This is a genomic window from Streptomyces rimosus subsp. rimosus, assembly GCF_000720725.1.
Taxonomy (GTDB): Bacteria; Actinomycetota; Actinomycetes; order Streptomycetales; family Streptomycetaceae; genus Streptomyces; species Streptomyces rimosus_A.
In genome coordinates this window covers 48,882-72,373 of sequence record NZ_JOCQ01000013.1, presented here as the reverse complement: position 1 = coordinate 72,373, position 23,492 = coordinate 48,882, and the positions used below count along the sequence as shown (strand labels likewise).

At 72.7% G+C, this 23,492-nt stretch carries 23 protein-coding genes; 13 read left to right on the top strand and 10 right to left on the bottom strand.

Going from position 1 to position 23,492, the window contains the following annotated elements:
• Positions 1 to 77: 77 nt before the first annotated feature.
• The 4 genes from IH45_RS0109670 to IH45_RS1000000149785 form a co-directional block, all read right to left on the bottom strand.
• Positions 78 to 3,236, bottom strand: a complete 3,159-nt coding sequence (locus tag IH45_RS0109670; RefSeq protein ID WP_030664500.1) for an efflux RND transporter permease subunit — start codon at positions 3,234 to 3,236, stop codon at positions 78 to 80.
• 224 nt (positions 3,237 to 3,460) lie between these two features.
• On the bottom strand, positions 3,461 to 4,198 hold the full coding sequence (locus IH45_RS0109665; RefSeq protein WP_234440484.1) for a response regulator: 738 nt from the start codon (positions 4,196 to 4,198) through the stop codon (positions 3,461 to 3,463).
• A gap of 61 nt (positions 4,199 to 4,259) precedes the next feature.
• The gene (locus tag IH45_RS1000000149790; RefSeq protein WP_234440483.1) at positions 4,260 to 4,775 is read right to left on the bottom strand and encodes a polysaccharide deacetylase family protein; all 516 of its coding nucleotides are present in this window, start codon (positions 4,773 to 4,775) and stop codon (positions 4,260 to 4,262) included.
• Between the two features lie 45 nt (positions 4,776 to 4,820).
• Complete coding sequence (locus IH45_RS1000000149785; protein ID WP_234440482.1) at positions 4,821 to 5,144, bottom strand: polysaccharide deacetylase family protein; 324 nt, start codon at positions 5,142 to 5,144, stop codon at positions 4,821 to 4,823.
• 106 nt (positions 5,145 to 5,250) lie between these two features.
• Here IH45_RS1000000149785 and IH45_RS0109655 point away from each other — a divergent pair, with 106 nt between their 5' ends.
• The gene (locus IH45_RS0109655; protein ID WP_030664494.1) at positions 5,251 to 5,637 is read left to right on the top strand and encodes a MerR family transcriptional regulator; all 387 of its coding nucleotides are present in this window, start codon (positions 5,251 to 5,253) and stop codon (positions 5,635 to 5,637) included.
• A gap of 52 nt (positions 5,638 to 5,689) precedes the next feature.
• Here IH45_RS0109655 and IH45_RS0109650 read toward each other — a convergent pair whose 3' ends face one another.
• The 3 genes from IH45_RS0109650 to IH45_RS0109640 all read right to left on the bottom strand — a co-directional run bounded on the left by IH45_RS0109650 (position 5,690) and on the right by IH45_RS0109640 (position 8,352).
• The gene (locus tag IH45_RS0109650) at positions 5,690 to 6,976 is read right to left on the bottom strand and encodes a sensor histidine kinase (RefSeq protein WP_030664491.1); all 1,287 of its coding nucleotides are present in this window, start codon (positions 6,974 to 6,976) and stop codon (positions 5,690 to 5,692) included.
• A 186-nt stretch (positions 6,977 to 7,162) separates the two neighbouring features.
• Entirely contained in the window at positions 7,163 to 7,441 is a 279-nt protein-coding gene (gene pspAA / locus IH45_RS0109645; protein WP_030664488.1) for a PspA-associated protein PspAA, read from the bottom strand.
• A gap of 110 nt (positions 7,442 to 7,551) precedes the next feature.
• Complete coding sequence (locus IH45_RS0109640; protein WP_078897396.1) at positions 7,552 to 8,352, bottom strand: PspA/IM30 family protein; 801 nt, start codon at positions 8,350 to 8,352, stop codon at positions 7,552 to 7,554.
• Positions 8,353 to 8,657: 305 nt separating this feature from the next.
• On the opposite strand from IH45_RS0109640, the gene IH45_RS0109635 reads away from it, so the two are divergent.
• From IH45_RS0109635 to IH45_RS0109620, 4 genes are all read left to right on the top strand, one after another.
• Positions 8,658 to 9,254, top strand: coding sequence for a DUF3043 domain-containing protein (locus IH45_RS0109635; protein ID WP_030664482.1), 597 nt, complete (start codon positions 8,658 to 8,660; stop codon positions 9,252 to 9,254).
• A gap of 86 nt (positions 9,255 to 9,340) precedes the next feature.
• Positions 9,341 to 10,069, top strand: coding sequence for a class I SAM-dependent methyltransferase (locus tag IH45_RS0109630; protein WP_030664477.1), 729 nt, complete (start codon positions 9,341 to 9,343; stop codon positions 10,067 to 10,069).
• A gap of 92 nt (positions 10,070 to 10,161) precedes the next feature.
• On the top strand, positions 10,162 to 12,003 hold the full coding sequence (locus IH45_RS0109625; RefSeq protein ID WP_030664474.1) for an ABC transporter ATP-binding protein: 1,842 nt from the start codon (positions 10,162 to 10,164) through the stop codon (positions 12,001 to 12,003).
• Between the two features lie 15 nt (positions 12,004 to 12,018).
• A complete protein-coding gene (locus IH45_RS0109620; RefSeq protein ID WP_030664472.1) occupies positions 12,019 to 13,113 on the top strand; it encodes a S1C family serine protease in 1,095 nt (364 codons plus the stop codon).
• Between the two features lie 79 nt (positions 13,114 to 13,192).
• Here the strand turns inward: IH45_RS0109620 and IH45_RS0109615 are convergent, their stop codons facing one another.
• Positions 13,193 to 13,402 carry a hypothetical protein gene (locus IH45_RS0109615; protein WP_030664467.1) on the bottom strand — a complete coding sequence of 70 codons (210 nt, stop codon included), beginning with the start codon at positions 13,400 to 13,402 and terminating at the stop codon, positions 13,193 to 13,195.
• A 234-nt stretch (positions 13,403 to 13,636) separates the two neighbouring features.
• Here IH45_RS0109615 and IH45_RS0109610 point away from each other — a divergent pair, with 234 nt between their 5' ends.
• The 5 genes from IH45_RS0109610 to IH45_RS1000000148650 all read left to right on the top strand — a co-directional run bounded on the left by IH45_RS0109610 (position 13,637) and on the right by IH45_RS1000000148650 (position 19,544).
• Positions 13,637 to 14,905 carry a bifunctional adenosylcobinamide kinase/adenosylcobinamide-phosphate guanylyltransferase gene (locus tag IH45_RS0109610; protein WP_030664465.1) on the top strand — a complete coding sequence of 423 codons (1,269 nt, stop codon included), beginning with the start codon at positions 13,637 to 13,639 and terminating at the stop codon, positions 14,903 to 14,905.
• Between the two features lie 155 nt (positions 14,906 to 15,060).
• The gene (locus tag IH45_RS0109605; RefSeq protein ID WP_234440481.1) at positions 15,061 to 15,927 is read left to right on the top strand and encodes a class I SAM-dependent methyltransferase; all 867 of its coding nucleotides are present in this window, start codon (positions 15,061 to 15,063) and stop codon (positions 15,925 to 15,927) included.
• Between the two features lie 10 nt (positions 15,928 to 15,937).
• Entirely contained in the window at positions 15,938 to 16,984 is a 1,047-nt protein-coding gene (cobT, locus tag IH45_RS0109600) for a nicotinate-nucleotide--dimethylbenzimidazole phosphoribosyltransferase (protein ID WP_030664460.1), read from the top strand.
• A gap of 92 nt (positions 16,985 to 17,076) precedes the next feature.
• The gene (locus IH45_RS0109595) at positions 17,077 to 18,843 is read left to right on the top strand and encodes a phosphatidylglycerol lysyltransferase domain-containing protein (RefSeq protein ID WP_030664458.1); all 1,767 of its coding nucleotides are present in this window, start codon (positions 17,077 to 17,079) and stop codon (positions 18,841 to 18,843) included.
• Positions 18,840 to 19,544: a hypothetical protein gene (locus IH45_RS1000000148650; RefSeq protein WP_032917089.1), complete on the top strand. Its 705-nt coding sequence runs from the start codon at positions 18,840 to 18,842 to the stop codon at positions 19,542 to 19,544. The genes IH45_RS0109595 and IH45_RS1000000148650 overlap by 4 nt, the downstream gene beginning before the upstream one ends.
• On the opposite strand, the gene IH45_RS0109585 is transcribed toward IH45_RS1000000148650, so the two are convergent.
• Positions 19,532 to 20,011, bottom strand: coding sequence for an ArsI/CadI family heavy metal resistance metalloenzyme (locus IH45_RS0109585; protein WP_030664454.1), 480 nt, complete (start codon positions 20,009 to 20,011; stop codon positions 19,532 to 19,534). The two genes, IH45_RS1000000148650 and IH45_RS0109585, sit on opposite strands and share 13 nt — an antisense overlap.
• A gap of 83 nt (positions 20,012 to 20,094) precedes the next feature.
• Between IH45_RS0109585 and IH45_RS0109580 the strand changes: the two genes are divergently transcribed.
• Positions 20,095 to 20,484: an ArsR/SmtB family transcription factor gene (locus IH45_RS0109580; RefSeq protein WP_030664453.1), complete on the top strand. Its 390-nt coding sequence runs from the start codon at positions 20,095 to 20,097 to the stop codon at positions 20,482 to 20,484.
• Positions 20,481 to 21,593: an ACR3 family arsenite efflux transporter gene (gene arsB, locus IH45_RS0109575; protein ID WP_030664451.1), complete on the top strand. Its 1,113-nt coding sequence runs from the start codon at positions 20,481 to 20,483 to the stop codon at positions 21,591 to 21,593. The genes IH45_RS0109580 and arsB overlap by 4 nt, the downstream gene beginning before the upstream one ends.
• A 65-nt stretch (positions 21,594 to 21,658) precedes the next feature.
• Here the strand turns inward: arsB and IH45_RS0109570 are convergent, their stop codons facing one another.
• The gene (locus IH45_RS0109570; protein ID WP_030664449.1) at positions 21,659 to 22,396 is read right to left on the bottom strand and encodes a hypothetical protein; all 738 of its coding nucleotides are present in this window, start codon (positions 22,394 to 22,396) and stop codon (positions 21,659 to 21,661) included.
• A gap of 134 nt (positions 22,397 to 22,530) precedes the next feature.
• Between IH45_RS0109570 and IH45_RS0109565 the strand changes: the two genes are divergently transcribed.
• Positions 22,531 to 23,283: an adenosylcobinamide-GDP ribazoletransferase gene (locus IH45_RS0109565; RefSeq protein WP_107058601.1), complete on the top strand. Its 753-nt coding sequence runs from the start codon at positions 22,531 to 22,533 to the stop codon at positions 23,281 to 23,283.
• Positions 23,284 to 23,492 lie beyond the last annotated feature (209 nt).

Genomic DNA, 23,492 nt, shown 5'->3' with positions numbered 1-23,492 from the left:
AGGGCGAACACACCTCAGCCCGTCCCGGAACCTCCCCGGGACGGGCTGAGCCATATGCGTCAAGCGCTCCGCGCGCCTCAGACCCCCGCCGGCTCCGGCGTACGGGTCTCCTCCGCGGGCTGCGCCCGCTTCGCCGCCCTCTTCGCCGCCCGCCGTTCCTTCCGCAGCTCGATCATCGCGTACAGCGTCGGTACGAGCAGCAGCGTCAGCAGCGTGGACGTGATCAGGCCGCCGATCACCACCACGGCCAGCGGCTGGGAGATGAAGCCGCCGTCGCCGGTGACGGACAGGGCCATCGGGAGCAGGGCCATGATCGTGGCGAGGGCCGTCATCAGGATCGGGCGGAGGCGGTGGCGGCCGCCTTCGACCACGGCTTCGACGATGCCGTAACCCTGGGCGCGGTACTGGTTGATCAGGTCGATCAGCACGATCGCGTTGGTGACGACGATGCCGATCAGCATCAGCATGCCGATCATCGCGGGGACGCCCATCGGGGTGCCCGTCGCGACCAGCAGGCCGATCGCGCCGGTCGCCGCGAAGGGGATCGAGACGAGGAGGATCAGCGGCTGGATGAGGGACCGGAAGGTGCCGACCAGCAGCATGAAGACGATGGCGATGGCGGCCAGCATCGCCAGGCCGAGGGAGGAGAAGGCGTCGGTCTGGTCGGCCGAGACGCCGCCGATCTCCGCCGTTGCCCCCTCCGGCAGCTTCAGGGCCTTGATCTTGGTCTGGAGCTGGGCGGTGACGGCGCCGGTGTTGTCGCCGGTCGGCTTGGCGGTGACCGTGGCGGACCGGGCGCCGTCGATGCGGGTGGTCTGGACCGGGCCCGCGACCGTACGGATGGTGGCCAGGTCGCCGAGCTTGGCGGGGCCCGCCGGGGTCGGTACGGCCAGGTCGCGCAGCGCGGCCTCGGACGTGACCGGGTGGGCGGACTTGATGACGATGTCCCGCTCGGCGTTGTCGATCATGGCCTTGCCGCTGGTGGTGCCGCGCACCGCCTGCGCGACGACCTGGCCGAGCGCGGCCTGGCTGTAACCGGCTTCCGCCGCCTTCGCGTTGGCCTGCACCGAGATGCGCGGCACGCTCCGGGAGAGGTCGCTCTGCACGTCGGTGACGTGGTCGAGGCCGGCGACGGTGGCCCGTACCTGCTCGGACGCCTTCTTCAATACGTCCGCGTCGGCGGCCTTGACCACCACGCTCAGGTCCTGGTTGCCGAAGCCGCCGCCACCGGACGAGACGGTCGTCTCGCCGATGTCCTTGCCGAGCTTGCCGAGTTCGGCGCGGAGCTTGTCGGTGACCTTGCCGGCGTCCGCCGCGTCCTTCAGTTTGAGCTGGTACGAGGCCTGGTTGGCGCCGCTGCCGCCGCCGAAGGCCGCCATGAAGCCGGACGAGCCGACGGTGACCTGGTAGTCCGCGACCTCGTCGAGACCGGCGAGGACCTTCTCGACCCGCTTGGCCTGCGCGTCGGAGGCGGCGAGGCTCGTACCGGGCGTCAGCTCCTGCTTGACGCTGAGGGTGTCCTGGTCGCCCTGGTCGAAGAAGTTGGTCTTGAGGAGGGGGGCCATGCCGAAGGTGGCGAGGAGGACGACGACCGCGATGACGACGCTGGTGATGCGGCGGCGCGTCGCGAAGCGCAGGACCGGCACGTACAGGCGCTGGAGCGGGCTGCCGCTCTCCTTGGCCTCGGCGGCCCGGCGCAGTTCCTCGGGGTCGGTGCCCTCGGGGATCTTCGGCGCGCGCAGGAACCAGTAGGAGAGGACCGGGACGACGGTCAGGGAGACGAGGAGGGAGGCGAGGAGGGCGACGGTCACGGTGATGGAGAAGGAGCCGAAGAGGGCGCCTACCATGCCGCCGACCACGCCGATGGGCAGGAAGACCGCCACCGTGGTCAGGGTGGAGGAGGTGATCGCGCCGGCCACTTCGCGAACGGCGGTGAGGATGGCCTGCTGGCGCTCCTCGCCGTAGCCGAGGTGCCGTTTGATGTTCTCCAGGACGACGATCGAGTCGTCCACGACGCGTCCGATGGCGATGGTCAGCGCGCCGAGGGTGAGCATGTTCAGCGACAGGTCGCCGGTCCACAGCACGATCAGCGTGATGACGACGGACAGCGGGATGGAGACCGCGGTGACCAGCGTCGAGCGCAGGCTGAGCAGGAAGACCAGGATCACGATCACGGCCATGACCAGGCCGAGCAGGCCCTCGGTGGTCAGCGACTCGATGGACTTCGAGACCGCCGGGCCCTGGTCGGAGACGACCGTGACCTCGGCGCCCTTGCCCAGCGCCGTACGGATCTTCGGCAGCTTGTCCTTGACCGCCTCGGAGATGTCCACGGCGCTGCCGTCCTGGCCCATGGTCACCATGACGGCCAGGCTGGGCTTGCCGTTGGTGCGGGTGATGGAGGTCGGCGTGGCCGACTCCTCCTGGACGGTGGCGATCTCACCGAGGCGTACGGGTTTGCCGGCCGAGGCGCCCGCGGACCCGCCGGGGCCCGCCGCCGGGGTGACCGTCAGGTCCCGTATCTGCTGCGCGGAGGTGAAGCCGGAGCCGACCTGGACGGTGTTGCTCCGGCCCTTCTCGGCGAACGAACCGGCGGGTACGGACGCGCCGTTCGCCTCCAGCGCCTGCCCGAGCGCCGCGGCCGTCAGCCCGGCCCGGGCCAGCTTGGCGTCGTCGGGGGTGACGGCGACGATACGGTCCTGGACGCCGTTGACGGTGACCTGGCCGACGCCGCCGATGTTCTTCAGGTCCGGCACCACGCTGCGGTCGAGCTGGTCGGCCAGCGCCTGCTGGTCCTTGCCCTGCGCCGACACGGCGAGCACGACGGCCGGGATGTCGTCCGTCGAACCGGCCACGACCTGCGGATCCACGTCCTTCGGCAGCTTGGCGCGGGCCCGGTTGACGGCCTGCTGCACATCGGCGACCAGCCGCTTGGAGTCGTTGCCGTAGTCGAACTGCGCCATGATGACGGCCGAGCCCTCGCGCGCCGTCGAGGTGACGCCCTTGATGCCGTCGACCGCCTGGATTCCGTTCTCCAGCGGCTCGATCACCTGCTTCTCGACGACGTCGGGCGAGGCCCCCTGGTAGGGCGCCAGCACGGACACCATGGGCAGTTCGATGGTGGGCAGGAGCTGCTGTTTGAGCTGGGGGATCGCGATGGCGCCGAAGGCGATCGCGACGATCGACATCAGCGCTGTCAGGCCCCGTTGTACGAGGCTGAGTCGGGACAGCCAGGACATGGGTGGGGTCTCTCTTCTGTTCTGTACTACGGCGTACCGGCGGGCGGGCGTCTCCGGCCCACGGGCGGGCACCACTGGCCCGCCTAAACGATCCGCCATGCCCCACGCGCATTCCCTCGCCCGCAGGTCGGTTTCCGCCCCGCCCGACTACCGCGTTCGGAGTACGGCGGTCTCCACCCCCTGCTGCACCCGCGGACCTACTGCCCCCATGGGCGGACCGGCCCCTACTGCACCCGCGGGCGCACCAGCCCCGATTCGTACGCGATGACCACCAGCTGCGCCCGGTCGCGCGCGCCCAGCTTGGCCATGGCCCGGTTGACATGCGTCTTGACCGTCAGCGGGCTGACCGCGAGCTCCTTGGCGATCTCGTCGTTGGACAGCCCGCCCGCGACCAGCACGAGCACCTCCCGCTCCCGCCCGGTCAGCGCGCCCAGCTCGGCCGCCCCGGGCCGCCCGGGCCCGTCCTCGGACGGCCCCTCCCCCTGCGCGAGGAATTTGGCGATCAGCCCCTTCGTCGCGGCCGGTGACAGCAGCGCCTCCCCGGCCGCCGCGATCCGGATGGCGCTCAGCAGCTCGTCCGGCTCGGCGCCCTTCCCGAGGAACCCGCTGGCCCCGCCGCGCAGCGCCTGCACCACGTAGTCGTCCACCTCGAAGGTGGTCAGGATGACCACGCGTACGGCGGTCAGGTCCGGATCGGCGGTGATCATGCGGGTGGCGGCGAGGCCGTCCACGCCCGGCATCCGGATGTCCATCAGGACGACGTCGGCCCCCGTGGCCCGCGTCAGCTCGTACGCCGCGGCCCCGTCGGACGCCTCCCCCACCACTTCCATGTCGGGCTCGGAGTCGACCAGGATGCGGAAGGCGCTGCGGAGCAGGGCCTGGTCGTCGGCGAGGAGAACTCTCAGCCGCCTGACGGGTTCGGCGGTCGTCGGCGGCGGCACGGACTCGGGCTGTTTGCGCACAGCCACAGGGTAGAGGGCGGGGTCGTGGCCGACTCCTGAGCGGTGGCAGGCCCCGCCCGGCTCACTCCCTTCCTGTGCCGGCCGCCGGGGCGGTCGTCCGGGCGTAGTGGTCGGCGATCTCGTCGCTGGTGGTCAGCCAGACGCCGGGGTGGTGCGCGATGTGTTCGAGCGCCTGGTCCAGGTACTTGTGGCGGAACGGCTGGTTGATGACGAACGGGTGCAGGACGAGGGACATCACCCGGCCGCTGTCCGCCGACTCCTCGTGGAGCTGGTCGAGCTGGTCCTTGACGATCTGGAGGAAGTCGGGGCCGCTGAGGCTCTTGCCGACGAACATCTGGACGTCGTTGATCTCGATCGAATAGGGCACGCTGAGCATGCCCGGCACGTTCAGCCGGTACGGCTGGTCGTCGTTCGCCCAGTCCAGCACGTACTGAAGGCCCAGTTCGGCGAGGAGGTGCGGGGTGCGGAAGGTCTCGGTGAGCGCGGGGCCGAGCCAGCCGCGCGGCCGGCGGCCGGTCGCCTTCTCGATCGTGCCGATCACCTCGCGCAGATATGCGCGCTCCTCGTCCTCGCTCATATCGGCCTGAAGAATGGAGTTGTTCCTGCCGTGCGCGGCCCAGGCTCAGTCACGCTCCAGGCCGGCCTTGATGATCTGCGGATAGCGCGCGGTCACATCGGAGTTGAGCATCACGCTGGCCCGCAGGCCGTGGCGGTCCAGGCTGTCGATCAGCCGCCAGATGCCGACCCGGGGGCCGTAGTCCCGCCATCCGTAGTTGAGCGGGTCCGGGGCCAGGGCCCGGGTGTCGGGGAAGATGCTCGTCGAGGGGCGGTCGACCTGGTAGTGCTCGACGTTCAGCCCGACGTAGAAGGCGATCCGGGCGCCGCCGGGCCACTGGATCGGCTCGCGCTCGACGATGGGGCTGTAGTCGAAGAGCTGGTTGTCCATCGGGGCTCACCTCGTCATTAGGGTGTACTGCGGCGTCGTTCGATGGACAGCGTCGAACCTTCACATTGATGTGAAGGTCAAAGCGTCATCATGTGGGGTGAGTCACATGCGTATCGGGGAGCTCTCGGAGCGCACCGGCACCTCCCGCAGGCTGCTGCGGTACTACGAGGAACAGGGCCTCATCGCCGCCGCCCGCGGCGCCAACGGCTACCGCGACTACGACGAACGGTTCGTCGACCGCGTCCTGCAGATCCGGGGCCTGCTCGACGCCGGACTGCCGACCCGCATCATCAAGCAGATCCTGCCCTGCCTCGACCAGCCCCGGACCATCTACTTCCGCGACGCGACCCCGGAGATGATCGCCACGCTGCGGCGCGAGCGCGACAGGATGACCGGCCACATCGAGTGCCTGACCCGCAACCGGGACGCGATAGCGGAGTATCTGGACGCGGTGCTCGACTACGACCGTGCCCCTGCGCCCGATGCCGTCTGACGGGCCCTCGGCCTCGCACGACCGAGGGCCTGCTGCAAGGCAGCGGCGATGGTCATCCGGTCTCCCCCGCGCGGCAGCCGCCGGCCCGGTGGGCGGCTTGGACGGTCGGGAGCGGCAGGCGTACGTGTACCCGGAAGCCGCCGGCCGGGCGGGGGCCGGTCTCGACGGTGCCGCGCAGGGCGGCGACGCGTTCGCGCATGCCGATCAGGCCGTGGCCGCCGCCGGGTTCCGGGGTGCCGGGGCCGTGGTCCGGGACGCCGTCGTCGTCCAGCACGGTGACGGTCAGCGCGTCGGCGCCCCGCGCGATACGGACCGTCGCGCGGGCGCCCGCGCCGGCGTGTTTGTGCACGTTGGTCAGGGCTTCCTGGACGATGCGGTACGCGGTCAGGTCGATGGCTGCGGGCAGGGCGTCCGCGGGGCGCGGGACGTCGAGGTCGACGGGGAGGCCGGACCGTACGAAGCCGTCCACGAGGTGGTCCAGGACGGCCAGGCCCGGGGCGGGTTCGGTGGGGGCGTGCGGGTCGTCGGACTGGCGTAGCAGGCCGACCGTGGCGCGCAGTTCGTCCAGGGCGGAGCGGGACGCTTCGCGTACGTGGGCCAGGGCCTGCTTGGCCTGGTCGGGGCGGCTGTCCATGACGTGCGAGGCGACCCCGGCCTGCACGTTGACCAGGGCGATGTGGTGGGCGACCACGTCGTGCAGCTCGCGGGCGATGCGCATGCGCTCCTCGGCGACGCGGCGCCGGGCCTCCTCCTCGCGGGTGCGCTCGGCGCGTTCGGCCCGCTCCCTTATGGCGGCGACGAAGGCGCGGCGGCTGCGGACCGCGTCACCGGCCGCGGCGGCCATCCCGGTCCAGGCGAAGATGCCCAGATTCTCCTGTGCGTACCAGGGGCGGGCCCCGAAGAGCATCGCGGCGGCGGTGAGCACCACGACGGTCAGCGCGCCGACGCGCCAGGTGGTGGAGCGGTCCGTACGCGCGGCGAGGGTGCACAGCGCGATGACCACGGAGCAGGCGACCGGGGCGCGCGGCGCCTCGGTTTCGAGGAGGAGTTCGAGGATGGTGCAGACGACGGTCACCGCCAGCACGCTGCGCGGGAAGCGGCGGCGCAGCGCCAGGGCGCCGCCGGCCACGGCGGCGAGGAGCGCGGTGGTGGCGGTCAGCTCGCGTTCGCCGAAGCGGGGGCCGTGCGGTCCGTGCGGCCCGGCCATCGCGCCGACCAGGATGGCCGCGAAGACGGCGAGCGCCAGGGCGGTGTCGCAGGCGTGCGGGTGCGCGCGTATCCAGGCGAGCGGGCCGCCGCCCGGACGCGGGCCGGCCTGCCCGGGGGCGAGGGGAGTCACGGGGAAACGGTAGCGCCCCGGTCCCGCGCGGGGTCCGGGGCGCTGCCTGCGCTGGAGGTCGTACGGGCCGCAAGGTGGCCGGGGTCGGTCGGCCCGGAAGCCGACCGGTCCAAAGGTCCGGTGGCGACCGGTCCACAAGTCCGGAGGACGGGAGGACGACCGGCCCGGAAGTCCGGCGGCGGCCGGTCAGCCCGGGATCAGGCCGTCGTCGCTGAGCATCTGCCTGACCTCGTCGAGGCTCGCGTCCTCGGCGGGCAGGATCAGTTCGGACGGCTCCAGGGAGTCGTCCGGCAGTGGGGCGCCCAGGCGGCGCACCGCGTCCAGAAGGGCGCCCAGGGTGCGCCGGAAGCCGTCCTCGTCGCCGCTCTCCATCTCGTCGAGCAGCTCGTCGTCCAGCTTGTTCAGCTCGACGAAATGCGCGTCGTCGAGCTTCACCTGCCCCTCCCCCATGATCCGTACGATCACGACGGTCTCCTTCTGGTCCGGTGCGACGGTCTGGTCCGGACGGTCCGGCTGGTCCGGTGCGGCAGCCGGTCCGGTGCGGCGGTCGCGACGAGGCTAACCGCCGCCGGCCGTCACTGCTTGTCGAAACGCGGCTGTCCGGGCTGCGCCTGCGGAGCCTGCTGCCCCTGGCCCGCCGGGCCGCCCTCGATGGCCTGCTTGTCGGCGCCCGGCCCCGCCAGCTCGGCCTTCATCCGCTGGAGCTCCAGCTCGACGTCCGTGCCGCCGGAGAGCCGGTCCAGCTCGGCGGCGATGTCGTCCTTGGCCATGCCGGACGGGTCGTCCAGCGCGCCGGAGGCGAGCAGTTCGTCGATGGCGCCGGCCCGGGCCTGCATCTGCGCGGTCTTGTCCTCCGCGCGCTCGATGGCCATGCCGACGTCGCCCATCTCCTCGGAGATGCCGGAGAACGCCTCGCCGATCCGGGTCTGGGCCTGGGCGGCGGTGTAGGTCGCCTTGATCGTCTCCTTCTTCGTACGGAAGGCGTCGACCTTGGCCTGGAGGCGCTGGGCGGCGAGGGTGAGCTTCTCCTCCTCGCCCTGGAGGGTCTGGTGCTGCGTCTCCAGGTCCGTGACCTGCTGCTGGAGGGCCGCCCGGCGGGACAGCGCCTCGCGGGCGAGGTCCTCGCGGCCGAGCGAGAGCGCCTTGCGCCCCTGGTCCTCCAGCTTGGAGGACTGGGTCTGGAGCTGGTTGAGCTGCAGCTCCAGGCGCTTGCGGGAGGTCGCCACGTCGGCGACGCCGCGGCGTACCTTCTGGAGCAGCTCCAGCTGCTTCTGGTACGAGTAGTCAAGGGTCTCGCGCGGATCCTCGGCCCGGTCCAGGGCCTTGTTGGCCTTCGCGCGGAAGATCATCCCCATCCGCTTCATGACACCGCTCATGGGCCTCGCGCGCCCCCTTCTGACCGAGTTACATCGGGCTTCGGCTCCAGCACATCTACAGACCCCACAGTACGGGCCCCGGTTCCATTACCGCACTGTTCGGACCCGGATGCGCTCCTCCTGCAGGACGATCAGGGCGGCGCGGTTATCCGGCGCAGGGAGTAGGGAAAGCCCGGGGCCCTCACCATCCATCCCTTTCACCCCGTTACGTCCCTGAGGTCGCACCGGCCACGGGCCCGTGCCGTTGCCGGATCGTTCCCCATGCCGCTGTGGTCCATGCACCGCCAACCCGTACCCTTGCGTATGTGTTCCGAAGCCGTTCGAAGGATGAGCAGGCCGCGACCGCCAAGGTGACCGCGTCCGAGCCCAAGCAGCCCCGCGACCCGCAGGCCCCGAAGGGCCGCCCGACGCCGAAGCGCAGCCAGGCGCAGTCGCAGCGCCATACGCGCGCGCACACGCCGGCCAACCGCAAGGAGGCCCAGAAGGCCGCCCGGGAGGCCCGGCGCGCCGACATGGCCCGGCAGCGCGAGGCGCTGGCCAACGGTGACGAGCGGTTCCTGCCGGTGCGCGACAAGGGCCCGGTGCGGCGCTTCGCGCGCGACTTCGTCGACTCGCGCTGGTGCGTGGCGGAGTTCTTCCTGCCGATGGCCGTGATCATCCTGGTGCTGACGATGCTGCGGCAGCCGGGGATCCAGAACATCGCGCTGCTGCTGTGGCTGTTCATCATCGTGCTGATCGTCATCGACTCGTTCGTGCTGTGGTTCTCGCTGGGCAAGCGCCTCAAGCAGCGCTTCCCGAACGAGAACCTGAAGGGCGTCAAGCCGTACGCCCTGATGCGCACCCTCCAGATGCGCCGGCTGCGTCTGCCGAAGCCGCAGGTCAAGCGCGGAGAGCGGCCCTGAACGCGCCCCCTTCGGGCTTCTCGCCCGGCGCCGTACGGTGGCTGGGCGGGCTGGGCGGACTGCGCAACACGGTCCGCCAGGAGCTGGTGGCCCGCCAGCTGGAGGAGCAGATCTCGGCGCGCTTCCCGGTGGGACAGCGGCTGCGGGTGCTCGACGTGGGGACCGGCCAGGGCACCCAGGCGCTCCGGCTGGCCCGCGCCGGCCACAAGGTCACCGGCCTGGAGGCCGACCCCGCGATGCTGGCGGCCGCCCGCACGGCACTGGCGGAGGAACCGGCCGGCATCCAGGAGCGCGTCCAGCTCATCGAGGGCGACGGCCGGGACACCGGCGTGCACTTCCTGCCCGGCGCCTTCGACGTGGTGCTGTGCCACGGCGTGCTGATGTACGTGGCGGAGCCGGACCCGATGCTGGCCGGACTGGCCCGCGTCCTGGCACCCGGCGGACTGCTGTCCCTGGTGGTGCGCAACGCCGACGCCCTCGCCATGCGGCCGGGCCTGTCCGGCGACTGGGACGGCGCGCTGGCCGCCTTCGACTCCGCCGAGTACGTCAACCGCCTCGGCCTGAAGGCGCGCGCCGACCGCCTGGCGGCCCTGACCGCCACGCTCGACGGGATCGGCGCACCGCTGGAGACCTGGTACGGCGTACGGATCTTCACCGACACCGCGGCGGACGACGCGCCGCTGCCCTCCGACGGCGAGCTGGAACGGCTGCTGGCCGCGGAGGACCGGGCCGGACGCACCGACCCGTACCGCGCGGTGGCGGCGCTGCTGCACCTGTGCGGCGTACGGGGCGGAACGGGGAGCGAGGGGCGGTAGGAGCGCGGGCGCACGCGTGGGCCCCTGGTGCCCGCGGCCCTGTGCGGAATTACCTGCGGGTGAAGCACAGGTAATCGCCCCTCCCCCGCGTCTTGTTCAGCGTGAGCACCGAGACCACGAGCACCGACTCGACCGCCGCCGGAGCGGAACCCCCGCAGGGCCCCTCCCTGCCCGTCCGCAAGACCTGGCGCGTGCTGTACGGCCACATCCGGCCGCACCGCGCCGCCATCGCCCTGGGCGGGCTGCTGACGCTGGTCGGCTCGGCCGCCGGTCTCGTCCAGCCGCTGGCCGCCAAGGCGCTGGTCGAGCGCCTTGGCGGGAGCGGGTCGATCACCATGCTGCTGGTGCTGCTGACCGCGCTGGTGGTGGCGGGCGCCGTGGCGGAATCGGTCGGCGCGTACGTCCTGGAGCGCACCGCGGAGTCCGTGGTGCTCGCCGCCCGGCGTCAGCTCGTCGCCCGGCTGCTGCGGCTGCGGATGCCCGCGGTGGACCGCAGCAAGCCCGGCGACCTGATGTCGCGGGTCACCGCGGACACCACGCTGCTGCGCGCGATCACCACCCAGTCGCTGGTCTCCGCCGGGACCGGCCTCGCCACCCTGGCCGGCGCGATCGTGTTCATGGCCCTGCTGGAGCCCGTGCTGCTCGGGGTGACGGCCGCCGTGATCGTGCTGATCGGCAGCTCGATGGCGCTGGTCATGCCGCGGATCTCCAAGGCGACGAAGCAGGCGCAGGAGGCCGTGGGGGCGATCTCCACGGCGCTGGAGCGGACGTTCGGCGCGTTCCGCACGGTCAAGGCGTCCGGCGCGGAGCGGCGGGAGGAGGCGGCCATCGAGGCGGCCGCCCGCGAGGCGTGGCGCGGCGGCGTACGGGCCGCGAAGTGGCAGTCCCTCGCGGGGTCCTCGGTGGGGCTCGCGGTCCAGGTCTCCTTCCTGGCCGTGCTGGGCGTCGGCGGCGCGCGGGTGGCCTCGGGGGCCACCGACATCGCCACCCTGGTCGCGTTCCTGCTCTATCTCTTCTACCTGATCGACCCGATATCCCGGCTGGTGGAGGCGGCGTCCGCCTACCAGGTGGGGTCGGCGGCGATCGCCCGGATGGCGGAGGCGGAGGACCTGGAGACGGAGCCTCTGGAGGGGGCCGACGGGCAAGCCGCCCATGAGGAGCCCACCAAGCCCGCGAGCGTCGCCTTCGAGGGGGTCACCTTCCGCTACCGTCCGGACCTGCCGCCCGTCCACCACGGTGTGGACTTCGTGGTGCCCGGCGGCGGCATGACGGCGTTCGTCGGCCCGTCCGGCGCCGGCAAGTCCACCGTCTTCGGGCTGGTGGAACGGTTCTACGAGGCGGACGGCGGCCGGGTGCTGGTCGACGGCACGGACGTACGGGACTGGCCGCTGGACCGGCTGCGCTCCCAGATCGGCTACGTCGAGCAGGACGCGCCCGTACTGTCCGGCACCCTGCGCGAGAACCTGCTGTTCGCGGCGCCCGGCGCCACCGACGACCAGCTGGCCCGCGTCCTGACGCGGACCCGGCTGGACGGCCTGGTCGAGCGGCTGCCGGAGGGCCTGGAGACTCCGGTGGGCCACCGCGGCAGCAAGCTGTCCGGCGGCGAGCGGCAGCGGGTCGCGATCGCGCGGGCGCTGCTGCGCGAGCCGCGGCTGCTGCTCCTGGACGAGGCGACCTCGCAGCTGGACGCGGTCAACGAACTGGCGCTGCGGGACACCGTAGCGGAGGCCGCCCGTACGGCCACGGTGCTCGTGGTGGCGCACCGGCTGTCCACGGTCACGCTCGCGGACCGGATCGTGGTGATGGAGGCGGGCCGGGTGCGCGCCATCGGTACGCACGCGGAGCTGGTGGCGAGCGATCCGTTGTACGGGGAGCTGGCGGCGACGCAGTTTCTCGCCACGGCGCCGGATGACCGGGCGGACCACGCGCCCTGACGGGACACTCCAGGCATGACGCCTTCACCGACTTCCCTCCACAGGGCGGCGGTCGCCGCGGCGGCCGCCCTGTGCGCGACCGCACTGATGGCCGGCTGCTCCGGTCCGGGCTCCCCCGACTCCGCCGACCGGTCCCCCTCGTCGGCCCCCGTCACCTCCCCCGCGAAGGCGGCGGCCCCCAGCGTCAGCACCGATCTCCAGAACGCCTACCAGCGGGTGGTCAAGGACGTCCTGCCGTCGGTCGTCCAGATCACCACCGGGGAGGGGCTGGGCTCGGGGGTGGTCTACGACGCGCGCGGGCATGTCGTCACCAATGCCCATGTGGTGGGCCGGGAGAAGACGTTCAAGGTCACCACGGCCCGGGGCAGCCGCTCGCTGAACGCCTCGCTGGTCGCCTCCTACCCGGAGCAGGACCTCGCCGTCATCAAGATCGACAAGGCGCCGGGGGACCTGAAGCCGGCCGCCTTCGGCGACTCCGCCAAGGTGGAGATCGGGCAGATCGTGCTCGCCATGGGCAGCCCGCTGGGGCTGTCCGGCAGCGTCACCCAGGGCATCGTCTCGGCGACCGGACGCACCGTCAGCGAGCCCGCGAGCGGCGGCGGTACGGGCGCCACCCTGGCCAACATGGTGCAGACCTCGGCGGCCATCAACCCGGGCAACAGCGGCGGCGCCCTGGTCAACCTCTCCGACCAGGTCATCGGCATCCCCACGCTGGCCGCCTCCGACCCGCAGATGGGCGAGGGCGCGGCCCCGGGCATCGGCTTCGCCATCCCGGCCTCCACCGTCCGCAACATCGCCGACCAGATCATCAAGAACGGCAAGGTCACCAACTCGGGCCGGGCGGCGCTGGGCATCACCGGCCGCACCATCGTGGGCTCGGACTTCGAGGGGGCCGGTGTCAGCGTCGAGAGCGTCAAGCAGGGCGGCCCGGCGGACAAGGCGGGCATCAAGGCGGGTGACGTCATCGTCAAGTTCGACGGGACGGACGTCAGCACGATGCAGGACCTGTCGGAGGCGCTGGCGGGCCACAAGCCCGGCGACCAGGTCGAGGTGACGGTCGACCGGGACGGGGAGCGGAAGACGGTGCGGGTCACGCTCGGGACGATCTGAGCAGGCCGGGCCGGGCGGGCGACGGGCGGACCGGGCCCGGCCGCGCCGCGCGCGGGCCGGGCCGGTCAGCCCGTCTCCGTCAGCCCGCCGCCTCGGCGTGCAGGCTCATCCCGTAGATCTCGGTGCCGTCCTCGAAGAGCGTCACCTTGTCGGCGCCCCCGTCGAGGAGGTCCTTCCACACCTCGCCGATCCAGGACTCCGCGTCCCCCTGGGTCGTGAAGTCCTCCGGCTGCACCGCGGGCTCCACCTCCGTACCGTCGGCCTTCTCGAACCGCCACGTCCACGCCATGTCCGCCTCCTGGTCCACCGAGTGCCTGCTCGTCGCGCACCGCTGCCGTGCCGGCGCGCCACGGTCCCGTACCGTCCCGGCACGCGCCGGCGCCCGGCACGAGCGCCGTACGCCCGGCGTATGCCCCGCCAATGCGCGGTGTACGTCCCGCGTACGTGCTGTTGCGCAGCCTAACGGCCGTGTCGAGACCGGCCCCGGCGCGCCCGGTCAGCGGTGACGGGAGAAAATCGGCGCGTGGAACTGACTCTGCTCGGCACCGGAGCCCCCCGGGGGCTGCCGCGCCCCGGTTGCCCCTGTGCCGCCTGTGCCTCCGCCGTCGGCGACGAGGCGCGGGCGGCCACCGCGCTGCTCATCGACGGGGCGCTGCTCCTGGACCTGACGCCGGGCCCGGCGTTCGCCGCCGCCCGGGCCGGGCACTCGCTCACCGCCGTACGGCAGGTGCTGCTCTCGCACCCGCACGACGGGCCCGCCATGGAGGTGCCCGCCGGGCTGCCGCAGCCGGGGCGGGTCGCGGACGGCCGGGAGCTGGCGCTGTTGGACGGGCACCGGGTGCGGGCCGTCGCGGTGGACGTGCCGGGCACCGGTTACGAGGTCGGCGGCCCCGAGGGCGAGCGGCTGCTGTACCTGCCGCCCGGCGCCGCGCCGGCCGGGCTGGCCGAGGGCGAGGTGCACGGGCGCGGCTCCGGCCCGTACGACATGGTCCTGCTGGACGTGCTGGGGCGGCCGGACGCGCTGGCACGGCTGCGGGCGAGCGGGGCCGTGGACGCGGCGACCGATGTGCTGGGCGTCCATCTGGACCACGATGTGCCGCCCGGCCCGGAGCTGCACCGCCGGCTGGCCGCCGCGGGCGCGCGTACCGTGCCGGACGGCACGTCGCTGCTGGTCGGCGAGTACCACGCGGTGCCCGACCTGCCGCGCCGCACGCTGGTGCTGGGCGGCGCGCGCAGCGGCAAGTCGGCGGAGGCCGAACGGCGGCTGGCCGCCTTCCCGGACGTCCTGTACGTCGCCACCGGCGGCACCCGGGACGGGGACACCGAGTGGGCCGCGCGGGTCTCGGCCCACCGCGAGCGCCGCCCGGCCTCCTGGCGTACGACGGAGACCTGCGACCTGCTGCCGCTCCTGGAAGGCGGCGCCCGGCACGAGGAACGGCCGGGCGGACCGGCCGTGCCGGACGCGCCGGACGACTCGCCGCTGCTCATCGACTGCCTCGCCCTGTGGCTGACGCACGCCATGGACGAGGTGGACGCGTGGGACGACGGGAAGTGGGCGGCGGGCGGCGAGCGGGAGCTGCGCGCGCGGGTGGACGAGCTGGTCGCGGCGGTGCGCGGCACCCGGCGTCCGGTGGTCGCGGTGAGCAACGAGGTCGGCTCGGGGGTGGTCCCGGCGACCGCGTCCGGCCGCCGCTTCCGCGACGAACTGGGACGGCTGAACGCGATGTTCGGCGCCGAGTGCGAACACGTCCTGCTGGTCGTCGCCGGCCAGGCGCTCGCGCTGCGCGGCTGACACGCCCTCAGCCGCCGCCACCGGACAGGCACTCGCGCCGCGCGGACGACACCGCCCACTGCCGCCGGGCCATCGCTTGCGCTGCGCGGATGACACGCCCCGCGCGGCGCCCGTGTCCTCTTGCCCGTGCTCGCGGCGCCGGGTGGTCTTGGCCTGTGACCGATACGCAGGGCAGGGTGACCGGCGCGGGCGGCCCGCCGGTCCGCGCGGCCGGTCCGGCGGGCGCCGCGTACGCTCCGGCGCGCGACGCCGCAGATGCCCCGGCGTGCGCCGTCTCGTACCGCTTCGACGCCGCCGTACGCGCCTACGTACGCCACCACCCCCGGGCCACGGTCGTCGCGCTCGGCGAGGGCCTGGGGACCGCGTTCTGGCGGCTGGACAACGGGCGGCTGACCTGGCTGACCGTGGAATCACCCGAGACAGCGGCGGTGCGCCGGATGCTGCTGCCGGACGCGCCCCGGCGCCGTACGGTCGCCTGCCCGCCGTCCCACCCAGGCTGGCTGGACGCGGTCCGCGCGCCGGAGCGCGGGGTCGTGGTGACCGTACGGGGGCTGCTGGCGTTCCTGCGGCCGCCCGAGGTCCGCGCCCTGTTCGCGGCGTGCGCCGAGCGGTTCCCCGGCGGTGCGCTGGTCTTCGACACGGTGCCGCGCTGGTGCGTGGCCCGGGACCTGGCGCGTCAGGCAGCCCGTACGACCGCGGATGCGGGCGACCGTACGACCGCGGGTACGGGCGCCCCCACGGCCCCGGACCGGCCGCCGCTGCGCTGGGGCCTGGACGCCGCCGACCGGCCGCGGATCGCGAGCGCGCACCCGAACGTCGTCGCCGTCCGCGAGGTGCCGCCGCCCGGCCGCGGACCGCTCGCCGGGCGCCTCGCGCGCTGGCGGCAGCACGTACCGCTGCTGCACACGCCCGCGCGTACGGTCACCGAGATCCGCTTCGGCGCCCGCCGGACCGCCGCGGCCCGCACCCCGGGAGGCGCCCCGGCCGACCCGGAGCGGCCCGCCGGGCACCGTTCCCGGTAATCTGCGCCGAATGAGCGCCCTGAACCTCGATGACTTCGCCCACCTGATCGAGCGCCCCGACGGCGGTGCGCGCCGCGATGCCGAGGAGCGCCGGGCGCGGCTGGCGGTGCGGCCGGGAGCCCTGGGCCGGCTGGACGAGATCGGCGAGTGGCTGGCCGCCGCGCAGCAGCAGGTGCCGGTGCGGCCCGTCGAACGGCCGCGCGCGGTGCTGTTCGCGGGTGATCACGGCGTGGCGTCGCTGGACGTGTCGGGCCGTCCGGCCGGGAGCGCCAAGGACCTCGTACGGGACGTGCTGGACGGGTCGAGCCCGGCGGCGGTCCTGGCGCGCCGGGCCGGGGTGCCGGTGCGGGTGGTGGACCTGGCGGTGGACTGCGACCCGGCGGAGCTGCCGGAGGAGGTCACCCGGCACCGGGTGCGGCGCGGTTCGGGCCGGATCGACATCGAGGACGCGCTGACGGCCGAGGAGGCGGAGCGGGCGTTCCGGGCGGGCATGGCGGTCGCCGACGAGGAGGCGGACGCCGGTACCGACCTGGTCGCGCTCGGCGATCTGAGCGTGGGCGGCACCACCGCGGCGAGCACGCTGATCGCCGCGCTGTGCGGCACCGACGCGTCGGTGGTCACCGGGCGCGGCGGCGCGGGCATCGACGACCTGGCCTGGATGCGCAAGTGCGCGGCGATCCGCGACGCGCTGCGCCGGGCCCGGCCGGTCCTCGGCGACCAGCTGGAGCTGCTGGCCGCCACCGGCGGCGCCGACCTGGCCGCGATCACCGGTTTCCTGCTGCAGAGCGCGGTCCGGCGCACCCCGGTGATCCTGGACGGGGTGGTCTCGGCGGCCTGCGCGCTGGTGGCGCAGCGGGTGGCGTTCCGGTCGCCGGACTGGTGGCTGGCCGGGCAGGTCAGCGGTGAGCCGGCACAGGCGAAGGCGCTCGACCGGATCGCGCTCAACCCTCTGCTCGATCACGGCGTCACTGCTGGTGAGGGGACCGGGGCGCTGCTCGCCCTGCCACTGGTGCAGGCGGCCGCGGCCCTGGCGGCAGACCTGCCCGTACGCGGCTGACCGGCGCCGGCCGGCCACGGCCCGCGCACCCGCGAAACGGCCGGATTCCAGCGGATCCGGGCGTCGGCGGCGCCCCCATATGATCAAGTTTCATGGGAGAAGTCCGCTTGAGCCCGGATGAGGACCGCACCCGCGGTCGGTGGTCACAGCGCGGCGCCGCGTACGCCGTCTGGTATCTGCGTGCCGTCACCTTCATCAATGTCCTCAGCGCCGTGTGGGTGTCGTTCGGCAACGACATCCGCCGGCACAACGTCGACGAGTTCTTCACTCCCTATCTGCTGACCGCGGGCTTCGCCTCCGGCGTCTTCTCCCTGTTCTTCGCGGTCACGATGCGCCGCCGCAAACGCGCCGCCTGGATACTGAACCTCGTCCTGTCCGGGCTCTTTCTGCTGCTGTTCGCGTTCGCCATGGTGGCGGCGCCGGAGTTCCGCCGGCACGGGCAGAACTGGTTCTCCTTCGTGGTGACGCTGCTGTTCGTCGTCTCGCTGCTGGTGGGCCGCAAGGAGTTCTACGCCAAGGGCGACCGCTCCAACCCCAGGCTGGCCGCGGCCGTGGCGCTCGGCGGTCTGCTGGTCACCTCGCTGCTCGCGGCGTTCCTGGTCACCGTCGCCAACACCGCCACGAGCGGCCGTGCCACGTTCCTGGACCGCTGGCGCTACGGCGTCATGCGGCTGGTCTCCATCGCCGCCGACGACTCCCGCTTCCCCGGCATCGCCACGCCCAACTGGGTCAATGTCGTCATCAACGTGATGAGCACGGTCCTGCTGCTGCTCGTGCTGTGGGCCGCGTTCCGTTCCGTACGGAGCACCGACCCGATCACCGCCGAGGACGAGGACAAGCTGCGCGACCTGCTGGCGCGGCAGGGCGACCGGGACTCCCTGGGCTACTTCGCGCTGCGCCGCGACAAGAGCGTCATCTGGTCCCCCAGCGGCAAGGCCGCCGTCACCTACCGCGTCGTCGGCGGGGTCTCACTGGCCTCCGCCGACCCGATCGGCGACCCGGAGGCGTGGCCCGGCGCCATCGACCTGTGGCTCGCCGAGGCCCGCGCGCACGGCTGGACGCCCGCCGTGATGGGTGCGGGCGAGGAAGCCGGCACGATCTACGCCCGGCACGGCCTGGACGCGCTGGAGCTGGGCGACGAGGCGCTCGTGGACACGGAGGAGTTCACGCTGGAGGGGCGGGCGATGCGCACCGTCCGGCAGGCGTACAACCGCGTCAAGCGGGCCGGCTACACGGTCCGTATCCGCCGCCACGCGGACATCCCCGAGCCGGAGATGGAACGGCTGCTGAAGCTGGCCGACGACTGGCGCGACGGCGAGACCGAGCGCGGCTTCTCCATGGCGCTGGGCCGGCTGGGCGACCCCGCCGACGGGCGCTGCGTGATGCTCGAATGCACCGACGCGGACGGGGAGCTGCGCGCGCTGCTCAGCTTCGTGCCGTGGGGCGAGAAGGGCCTGTCCCTGGACCTGATGCGGCGGGACCGGGATTCCGACAACGGGCTGATGGAGTTCATGGTCCTGGAGCTGATCCAGCGCGCGAAAGAGGTGGAGATCACTCAGGTCTCGCTGAACTTCGCGATGTTCCGCTCCGTCTTCGAACGCGGTGCGCGGCTCGGCGCGGGCCCGGTGCTGCGCCTGTGGCGCTCGCTGCTCAGCTTCTTCTCCCGGTGGTGGCAGATCGAATCGCTCTATCGCGCCAACGCGAAATACCGGCCCGTCTGGGAGCCCCGGTACATGCTGTTCGAAAAGAGCACCGACCTGCTGCGCATCGGCATCGCGAGCGCCCGCGCCGAAGGCTTCCTGGAAGCCCCGGGACTGCCGAAGTGGCTCAACCGCAAACACCTGGAGACCAAGAGATGAGCGAGCCGGTCCTGCGCCGCGCCGTGCGTGCCGAGTGGGGCCTGCTCTTCCGGACCCTGTGGTCCGGGCTGCGTACGAAAAAGCTCCTGGCGATCCCGATGACGATCGCCGCCGTCCTGCTCACCTCCCTCTTCCAGTTCATCCAGAACCAGTCCTGGGGCTATCAGTTCATCCAGAACATCGGCTCCGTGCAGGCCGACGAGCACCTGTGGCTGGCGCTGCTGCGCACGCCGCTGTCGCTGTTCGTGCCCGCCCTGGACCTGCCGGTGTGGGGCGCGCTGGCGCAGATCCTGCTCGTCTTCGGCATCTGCGAGATCTGCCTGGGCCGGACCCGGACGCTGCTGATCGCGTACGCGGCCACGCTGGCCGGGACGATGTACGCGCGCATCGGCATCTGGCTCGGCCCCGACAACCCCATCGGCCTCCCGCCGACCGACGCCTTCGTCCACGACACCGGCCCCTCGGCGGCCGTGGTGGGCCTCGGGATCTTCGTGTGCTGGGTCTACCGGGCGTGGTTCACCTGCGCACTGGTGGTGCTGTCGATGGTCTACGAGATCGTGTTCATCAAGAACAACCTGGCGGGCCGGGAGCACATCGCCGCCGTGGTGGTGCTGCTGGTGCTGTGCGGGGTGTGGGAGGTAATGCACCGGCGCCGTAAGCCACGGGGGGAGCAGCGGGTCAGCGGCGGCTACGGCCTTTGACGGTCCCCGCCGCAGGCGCAGCCTGCGGCGGGTCCGGCGGCCGCGGGTCCACTGCCGCAGCAGGCGTCACCGGCCGGAGCGGGGCTCTTGCCCATCCGGTCGGCGTCGGCCTTGACGACGTAGACCTCCCAGGGCTCCTTGCCCGGGCCGGTCACCCAGACCTTGTCCTGCAGGGCGTAGCAGCAGGAGGTGTCGTTCTCCTCGGAGGTCGCCAGTCCCGCCGCCTTGAGGCGGTCGGTGGCCGCGGTGACCAGTTCGGTGGAGGCGACTTCGACGCCGAGGTGGTCCAGCCGGGTCTCCTGGCCCGCCTCGCCCTCGATGAGGACGAGCTTCAGCGGCGGCTCGACGATGGCGAAGTTGGCGTACCCGGGGCGGCGCTTGGCCGGTTCGACCCCGAAGAGCCTGGAGTAGAACTCCACCGACGCCGCCAGGTCGGCGACGTTGAGGGCGAGCTGGACTCGGGACATGACGTCCTCCCTGATGGATTGCATCGATGGTTGTCGATACAGGCCAGCTTGCGCCCTGCATAGGCGTTCGTCAATATAGAAGGATGTCGAAACAAGAGCCGGACGCGCCCACCGGAACGCAGGAGTGCTGTCCGGGGCTGCTGACCGCACCGCTGGACGAGGATCAGGCCGGCGAGCTGGCGAAGATCTTCAAGGCTCTCGGGGACCCGGTGCGGCTGCGGCTGCTGTCGATGATCGCCTCCCGCGCCGGCGGCGAGGTGTGCGTGTGCGAGCTGACCCCGGCCTTCGACCTGTCCCAGCCGACGATCTCCCACCACCTCAAACTCCTGCGGCAGGCCGGGCTGATCGACTGCGAACGCCGCGGGACGTGGGTGTACTACTGGCTGCTGCCCGGGACGACCGACCGGCTCGCCCGCGTTCTGGCCCGCCCGGCCGGGCAGCCCCTGCCCGAGCCGTCCGGAGCCGTCTTGTGACCGCCGGGACCGCTCCCGCCGCCGGGCCGGTGGCAGCCCGGCTGTCCTTCCTGGACCGCTTCCTGGCCGTGTGGATCCTGCTGGCCATGGCCGTCGGTCTGGGACTGGGCCGCCTCGTGCCCGGCCTCGGCGACACCCTGGCCGGGGTGAGTGTCACCGGCGTCTCCCTGCCGATCGCCTTCGGTCTGCTGGTGATGATGTATCCGGTCCTCGCCAAGGTCCGCTACGACCGCCTGGACGCCGTCACCCGCGACCGCCGCCTGCTGATCCTGTCCCTGGTGCTCAACTGGATCGCCGGCCCGGCGGTGATGTTCGCCCTGGCCTGGATCTTCCTCCCGGACCTGCCGGAATACCGGACCGGGCTGATCATCGTGGGGCTGGCCCGCTGCATCGCCATGGTCGTCATCTGGAACGACCTGGCCTGCGGCGACCGCGAGGCCGCCGCCGTCCTGGTCGCCCTCAACTCCGTCTTCCAGGTGCTCGCGTTCTCCGCGCTCGGCTGGTTCTACCTGTCCGTCCTGCCCGGCCTGCTCGGTCTGGAGACCACCGGACTGGACGTGCCGGTGTGGGAGATCGCCCGCAGTGTGCTGGTCTTCCTCGGCATCCCGCTGGTGGCCGGGTTCCTCACCCGCCGCCTGGGCGAGAAGGCCAAGGGCCGCACCTGGTACGAGACGAAGCTGATCCCCCGCATCGGCCCGTTCGCGCTGTGGGGGCTGCTGTTCACCATCGTCGTCCTGTTCGCCCTGCAGGGAAAAGCGATCACCTCCCAGCCGCTGGACGTCGCACGGATCGCGCTGCCGCTGCTCGTGTACTTCGCCGTCATGTGGGCCGGGTCCATGGCCCTGGGCAAGGCCGCCGGACTGGGCCACCCCCGGGCCACCACGCTGGCGTTCACCGCCGCCGGCAACAACTTCGAGCTGGCCATCGCGGTGGCCGTCGCCACCTTCGGCGCGACCTCCGGGCAGGCCCTGGCCGGGGTCGTCGGCCCGCTCATCGAGGTACCGGTACTGATCGGACTGGTCCACGTCGCCCTGGCCGCCCGCCGCCACTTCCCCGACGCCACCGCGGCCACCGGGCCGGCCGAGGTCCAGGGAACCTCCCGTGCCTGACGCTCCTGTCCGGCGGGCCGGGCCGCGGAGACCCGGTTGCCTCCCCTCGGGGAGGCAACCGGCCGTCAGCTGCTCGGCGCCCCGCCGATGACATGGTTCACCCGGCGGCGCAGCCCGTTCCAGCGCCGGTCGTGGCGGAAGGCGCGGACCTTGGCCTTGGCGCGGGCCTTGGGGCGCCGCCGGTAGAACCGTTTCGCCCAGGGAGAATTGGGCCGGGCCAGCCGGACGGCCCCGAACAGCGCGACGAACGGTACGAACACCCCGAGCACCGCCAGCCTCCCCTTCCCCTTGAAGAGCGCCACCAGCGCGAACAGGAAGTTGATCCCGACGGTCCGCACCACCCGGAACCGGTTGTGGAACTCGTCGGGGTCCAGTTCGTTCACCCCGAACGGCAGCGCGCCGCCCAGGATCAGCGCCACCAGCGCGGCCGTGACGATCACGATCTCCACACTCTTGGTGCCCTGCTCGCTCCAGTACACGTCGTCCAGGTGCAGGATGAGCGCGAACTCGTCCAGCACCAGCCCGACGCCCATCCCGAACAGCACCGCCGCGATCCCCGACCCGTACCCGTGGCGCCCGCCGGCCAGCGCGGTGAAGCCGCCGACGACCATCAGCACCACACCGGGCACGACGTGGTGAATGTGCAGGCCCCCCGGCGAGATGTTCCGGAAGGGGCCCTTCCCGGCCCGGATCAGCCGGGTGATCACCCGGGTCACGGCGAAGGTCAGCACGAAGGAGACGAGGGCCAGCAGCAGCGGCAGCTTCCCCGGCTCGATGATGTTGCGGAACCACCAGTGACCCATGCCACGCACTCCCCGTTTGTCGCGTATAGGGGCAATTTACGCCGTACGGCCCGCGGCGGCCGGGTTAGCCTGCCGCGGTGAACGACGCCGCCACCTCCTCCGGCCCCCCGCCTTCCCCGACCTTCGGGGATGCCATGCGTTTCGCCTTCGGCACGCTGACCGTGCTGCCGGTACGGCTGCGCCGCTGGGACCGGGCGGCGGCGCGCGGCGGCATGCTGTGCGCGCCCGTGGCGGGCCTGGTGATCGGCCTGGCCGCGGCGGCCCTCGGCACCCTGCTCCTCCTCGGCAGCGGCCCCCTCCTCGCCGCCGTCGCCACGGCCGCCGTCCCCGCCGTCCTCACCCGCGGCCTGCACCTCGACGGACTCGCCGACACCGCCGACGGCCTCGGCAGCGGCAAGCCCGCCGAGGACGCGCTGCGCATCATGAAGCAGTCCGACATCGGCCCGTTCGGCGTCATCACGCTGCTGTTCACCCTGCTGGCCCAGGTGGCCGCCCTGTCCCAGCTGTACGAACAGAGCTGGACCCGGGGCGCCGCGGCCGCCGTCCTCGCGGCCGTCACCGCCCGCTGCGCCCTGACCCTCGCCGCCCGCACCGGCGTCCCGGCGGCCCGCCCCGAGGGCCTGGGGGCGGCGGTGGCGGGCACCGTACCGCTGCGGTGGGCGGTGACGGCGGGGGCGACGGTGACCGTCCTGGCCGCGGCCACCGGCGCCCTCCACGGCGCCTACGAAGCACTGCACGCCGGAGCTGCCGCCCTCATCGCCCTCGCAACAGGCGAAGCGACCCTACGCCGCTGCCGCCACCGCTTCGGCGGCATCACCGGCGACGTCTTCGGCGCGATCGCCGAGACGACGGGGGTGGCCGCGGTGGTGGTGCTGGCGGTGGGGTGAGGGGCCTGGAGTCCGGTTCCCGGCTCCTCCCGTCAGCTTCACTCAGCGGGGGGACAACGCGACCATGCAAGGCATATGGAGGCCGGTGGCTCCGGACGGGTACCTGGACACCGGTCGCCGAATTCGCCCGCCAGGAAAAGGCCCCACCGGTTCCTGGCAGATCCTCGCGCGTACGCAGGCGAAGCTGACGGCATACTGCTCGCGGCCGG

Bases quoted from the DNA above. Each gene is read 5' to 3' on its own strand.
- IH45_RS0109670 (WP_030664500.1), bottom strand. From the start codon at position 3,236: ATGTCCTGGCTGTCCCGACTCAGCCTCGTACAACGGGGCCTGACAGCG.
- IH45_RS0109580 (WP_030664453.1), top strand. From the start codon at position 20,095: ATGTCGAAACAAGAGCCGGACGCGCCCACCGGAACGCAGGAGTGCTGT.
- IH45_RS0109570 (WP_030664449.1), bottom strand. From the start codon at position 22,396: ATGGGTCACTGGTGGTTCCGCAACATCATCGAGCCGGGGAAGCTGCCG.
- cobT (WP_030664460.1), top strand. From the start codon at position 15,938: ATGAGCGCCCTGAACCTCGATGACTTCGCCCACCTGATCGAGCGCCCC.
- IH45_RS1000000149790 (WP_234440483.1), bottom strand. From the start codon at position 4,775: ATGAGCGAGGACGAGGAGCGCGCATATCTGCGCGAGGTGATCGGCACG.
- IH45_RS1000000148650 (WP_032917089.1), top strand. From the start codon at position 18,840: ATGAGCGAGCCGGTCCTGCGCCGCGCCGTGCGTGCCGAGTGGGGCCTG.
- IH45_RS0109615 (WP_030664467.1), bottom strand. From the start codon at position 13,402: ATGGCGTGGACGTGGCGGTTCGAGAAGGCCGACGGTACGGAGGTGGAG.
- IH45_RS0109655 (WP_030664494.1), top strand. From the start codon at position 5,251: ATGCGTATCGGGGAGCTCTCGGAGCGCACCGGCACCTCCCGCAGGCTG.
- IH45_RS1000000149785 (WP_234440482.1), bottom strand. From the start codon at position 5,144: ATGGACAACCAGCTCTTCGACTACAGCCCCATCGTCGAGCGCGAGCCG.
- IH45_RS0109565 (WP_107058601.1), top strand. From the start codon at position 22,531: ATGCGTTTCGCCTTCGGCACGCTGACCGTGCTGCCGGTACGGCTGCGC.
- IH45_RS0109585 (WP_030664454.1), bottom strand. From the start codon at position 20,011: ATGTCCCGAGTCCAGCTCGCCCTCAACGTCGCCGACCTGGCGGCGTCG.
- IH45_RS0109640 (WP_078897396.1), bottom strand. From the start codon at position 8,352: ATGAGCGGTGTCATGAAGCGGATGGGGATGATCTTCCGCGCGAAGGCC.
- IH45_RS0109620 (WP_030664472.1), top strand. From the start codon at position 12,019: ATGACGCCTTCACCGACTTCCCTCCACAGGGCGGCGGTCGCCGCGGCG.
- IH45_RS0109595 (WP_030664458.1), top strand. From the start codon at position 17,077: ATGGGAGAAGTCCGCTTGAGCCCGGATGAGGACCGCACCCGCGGTCGG.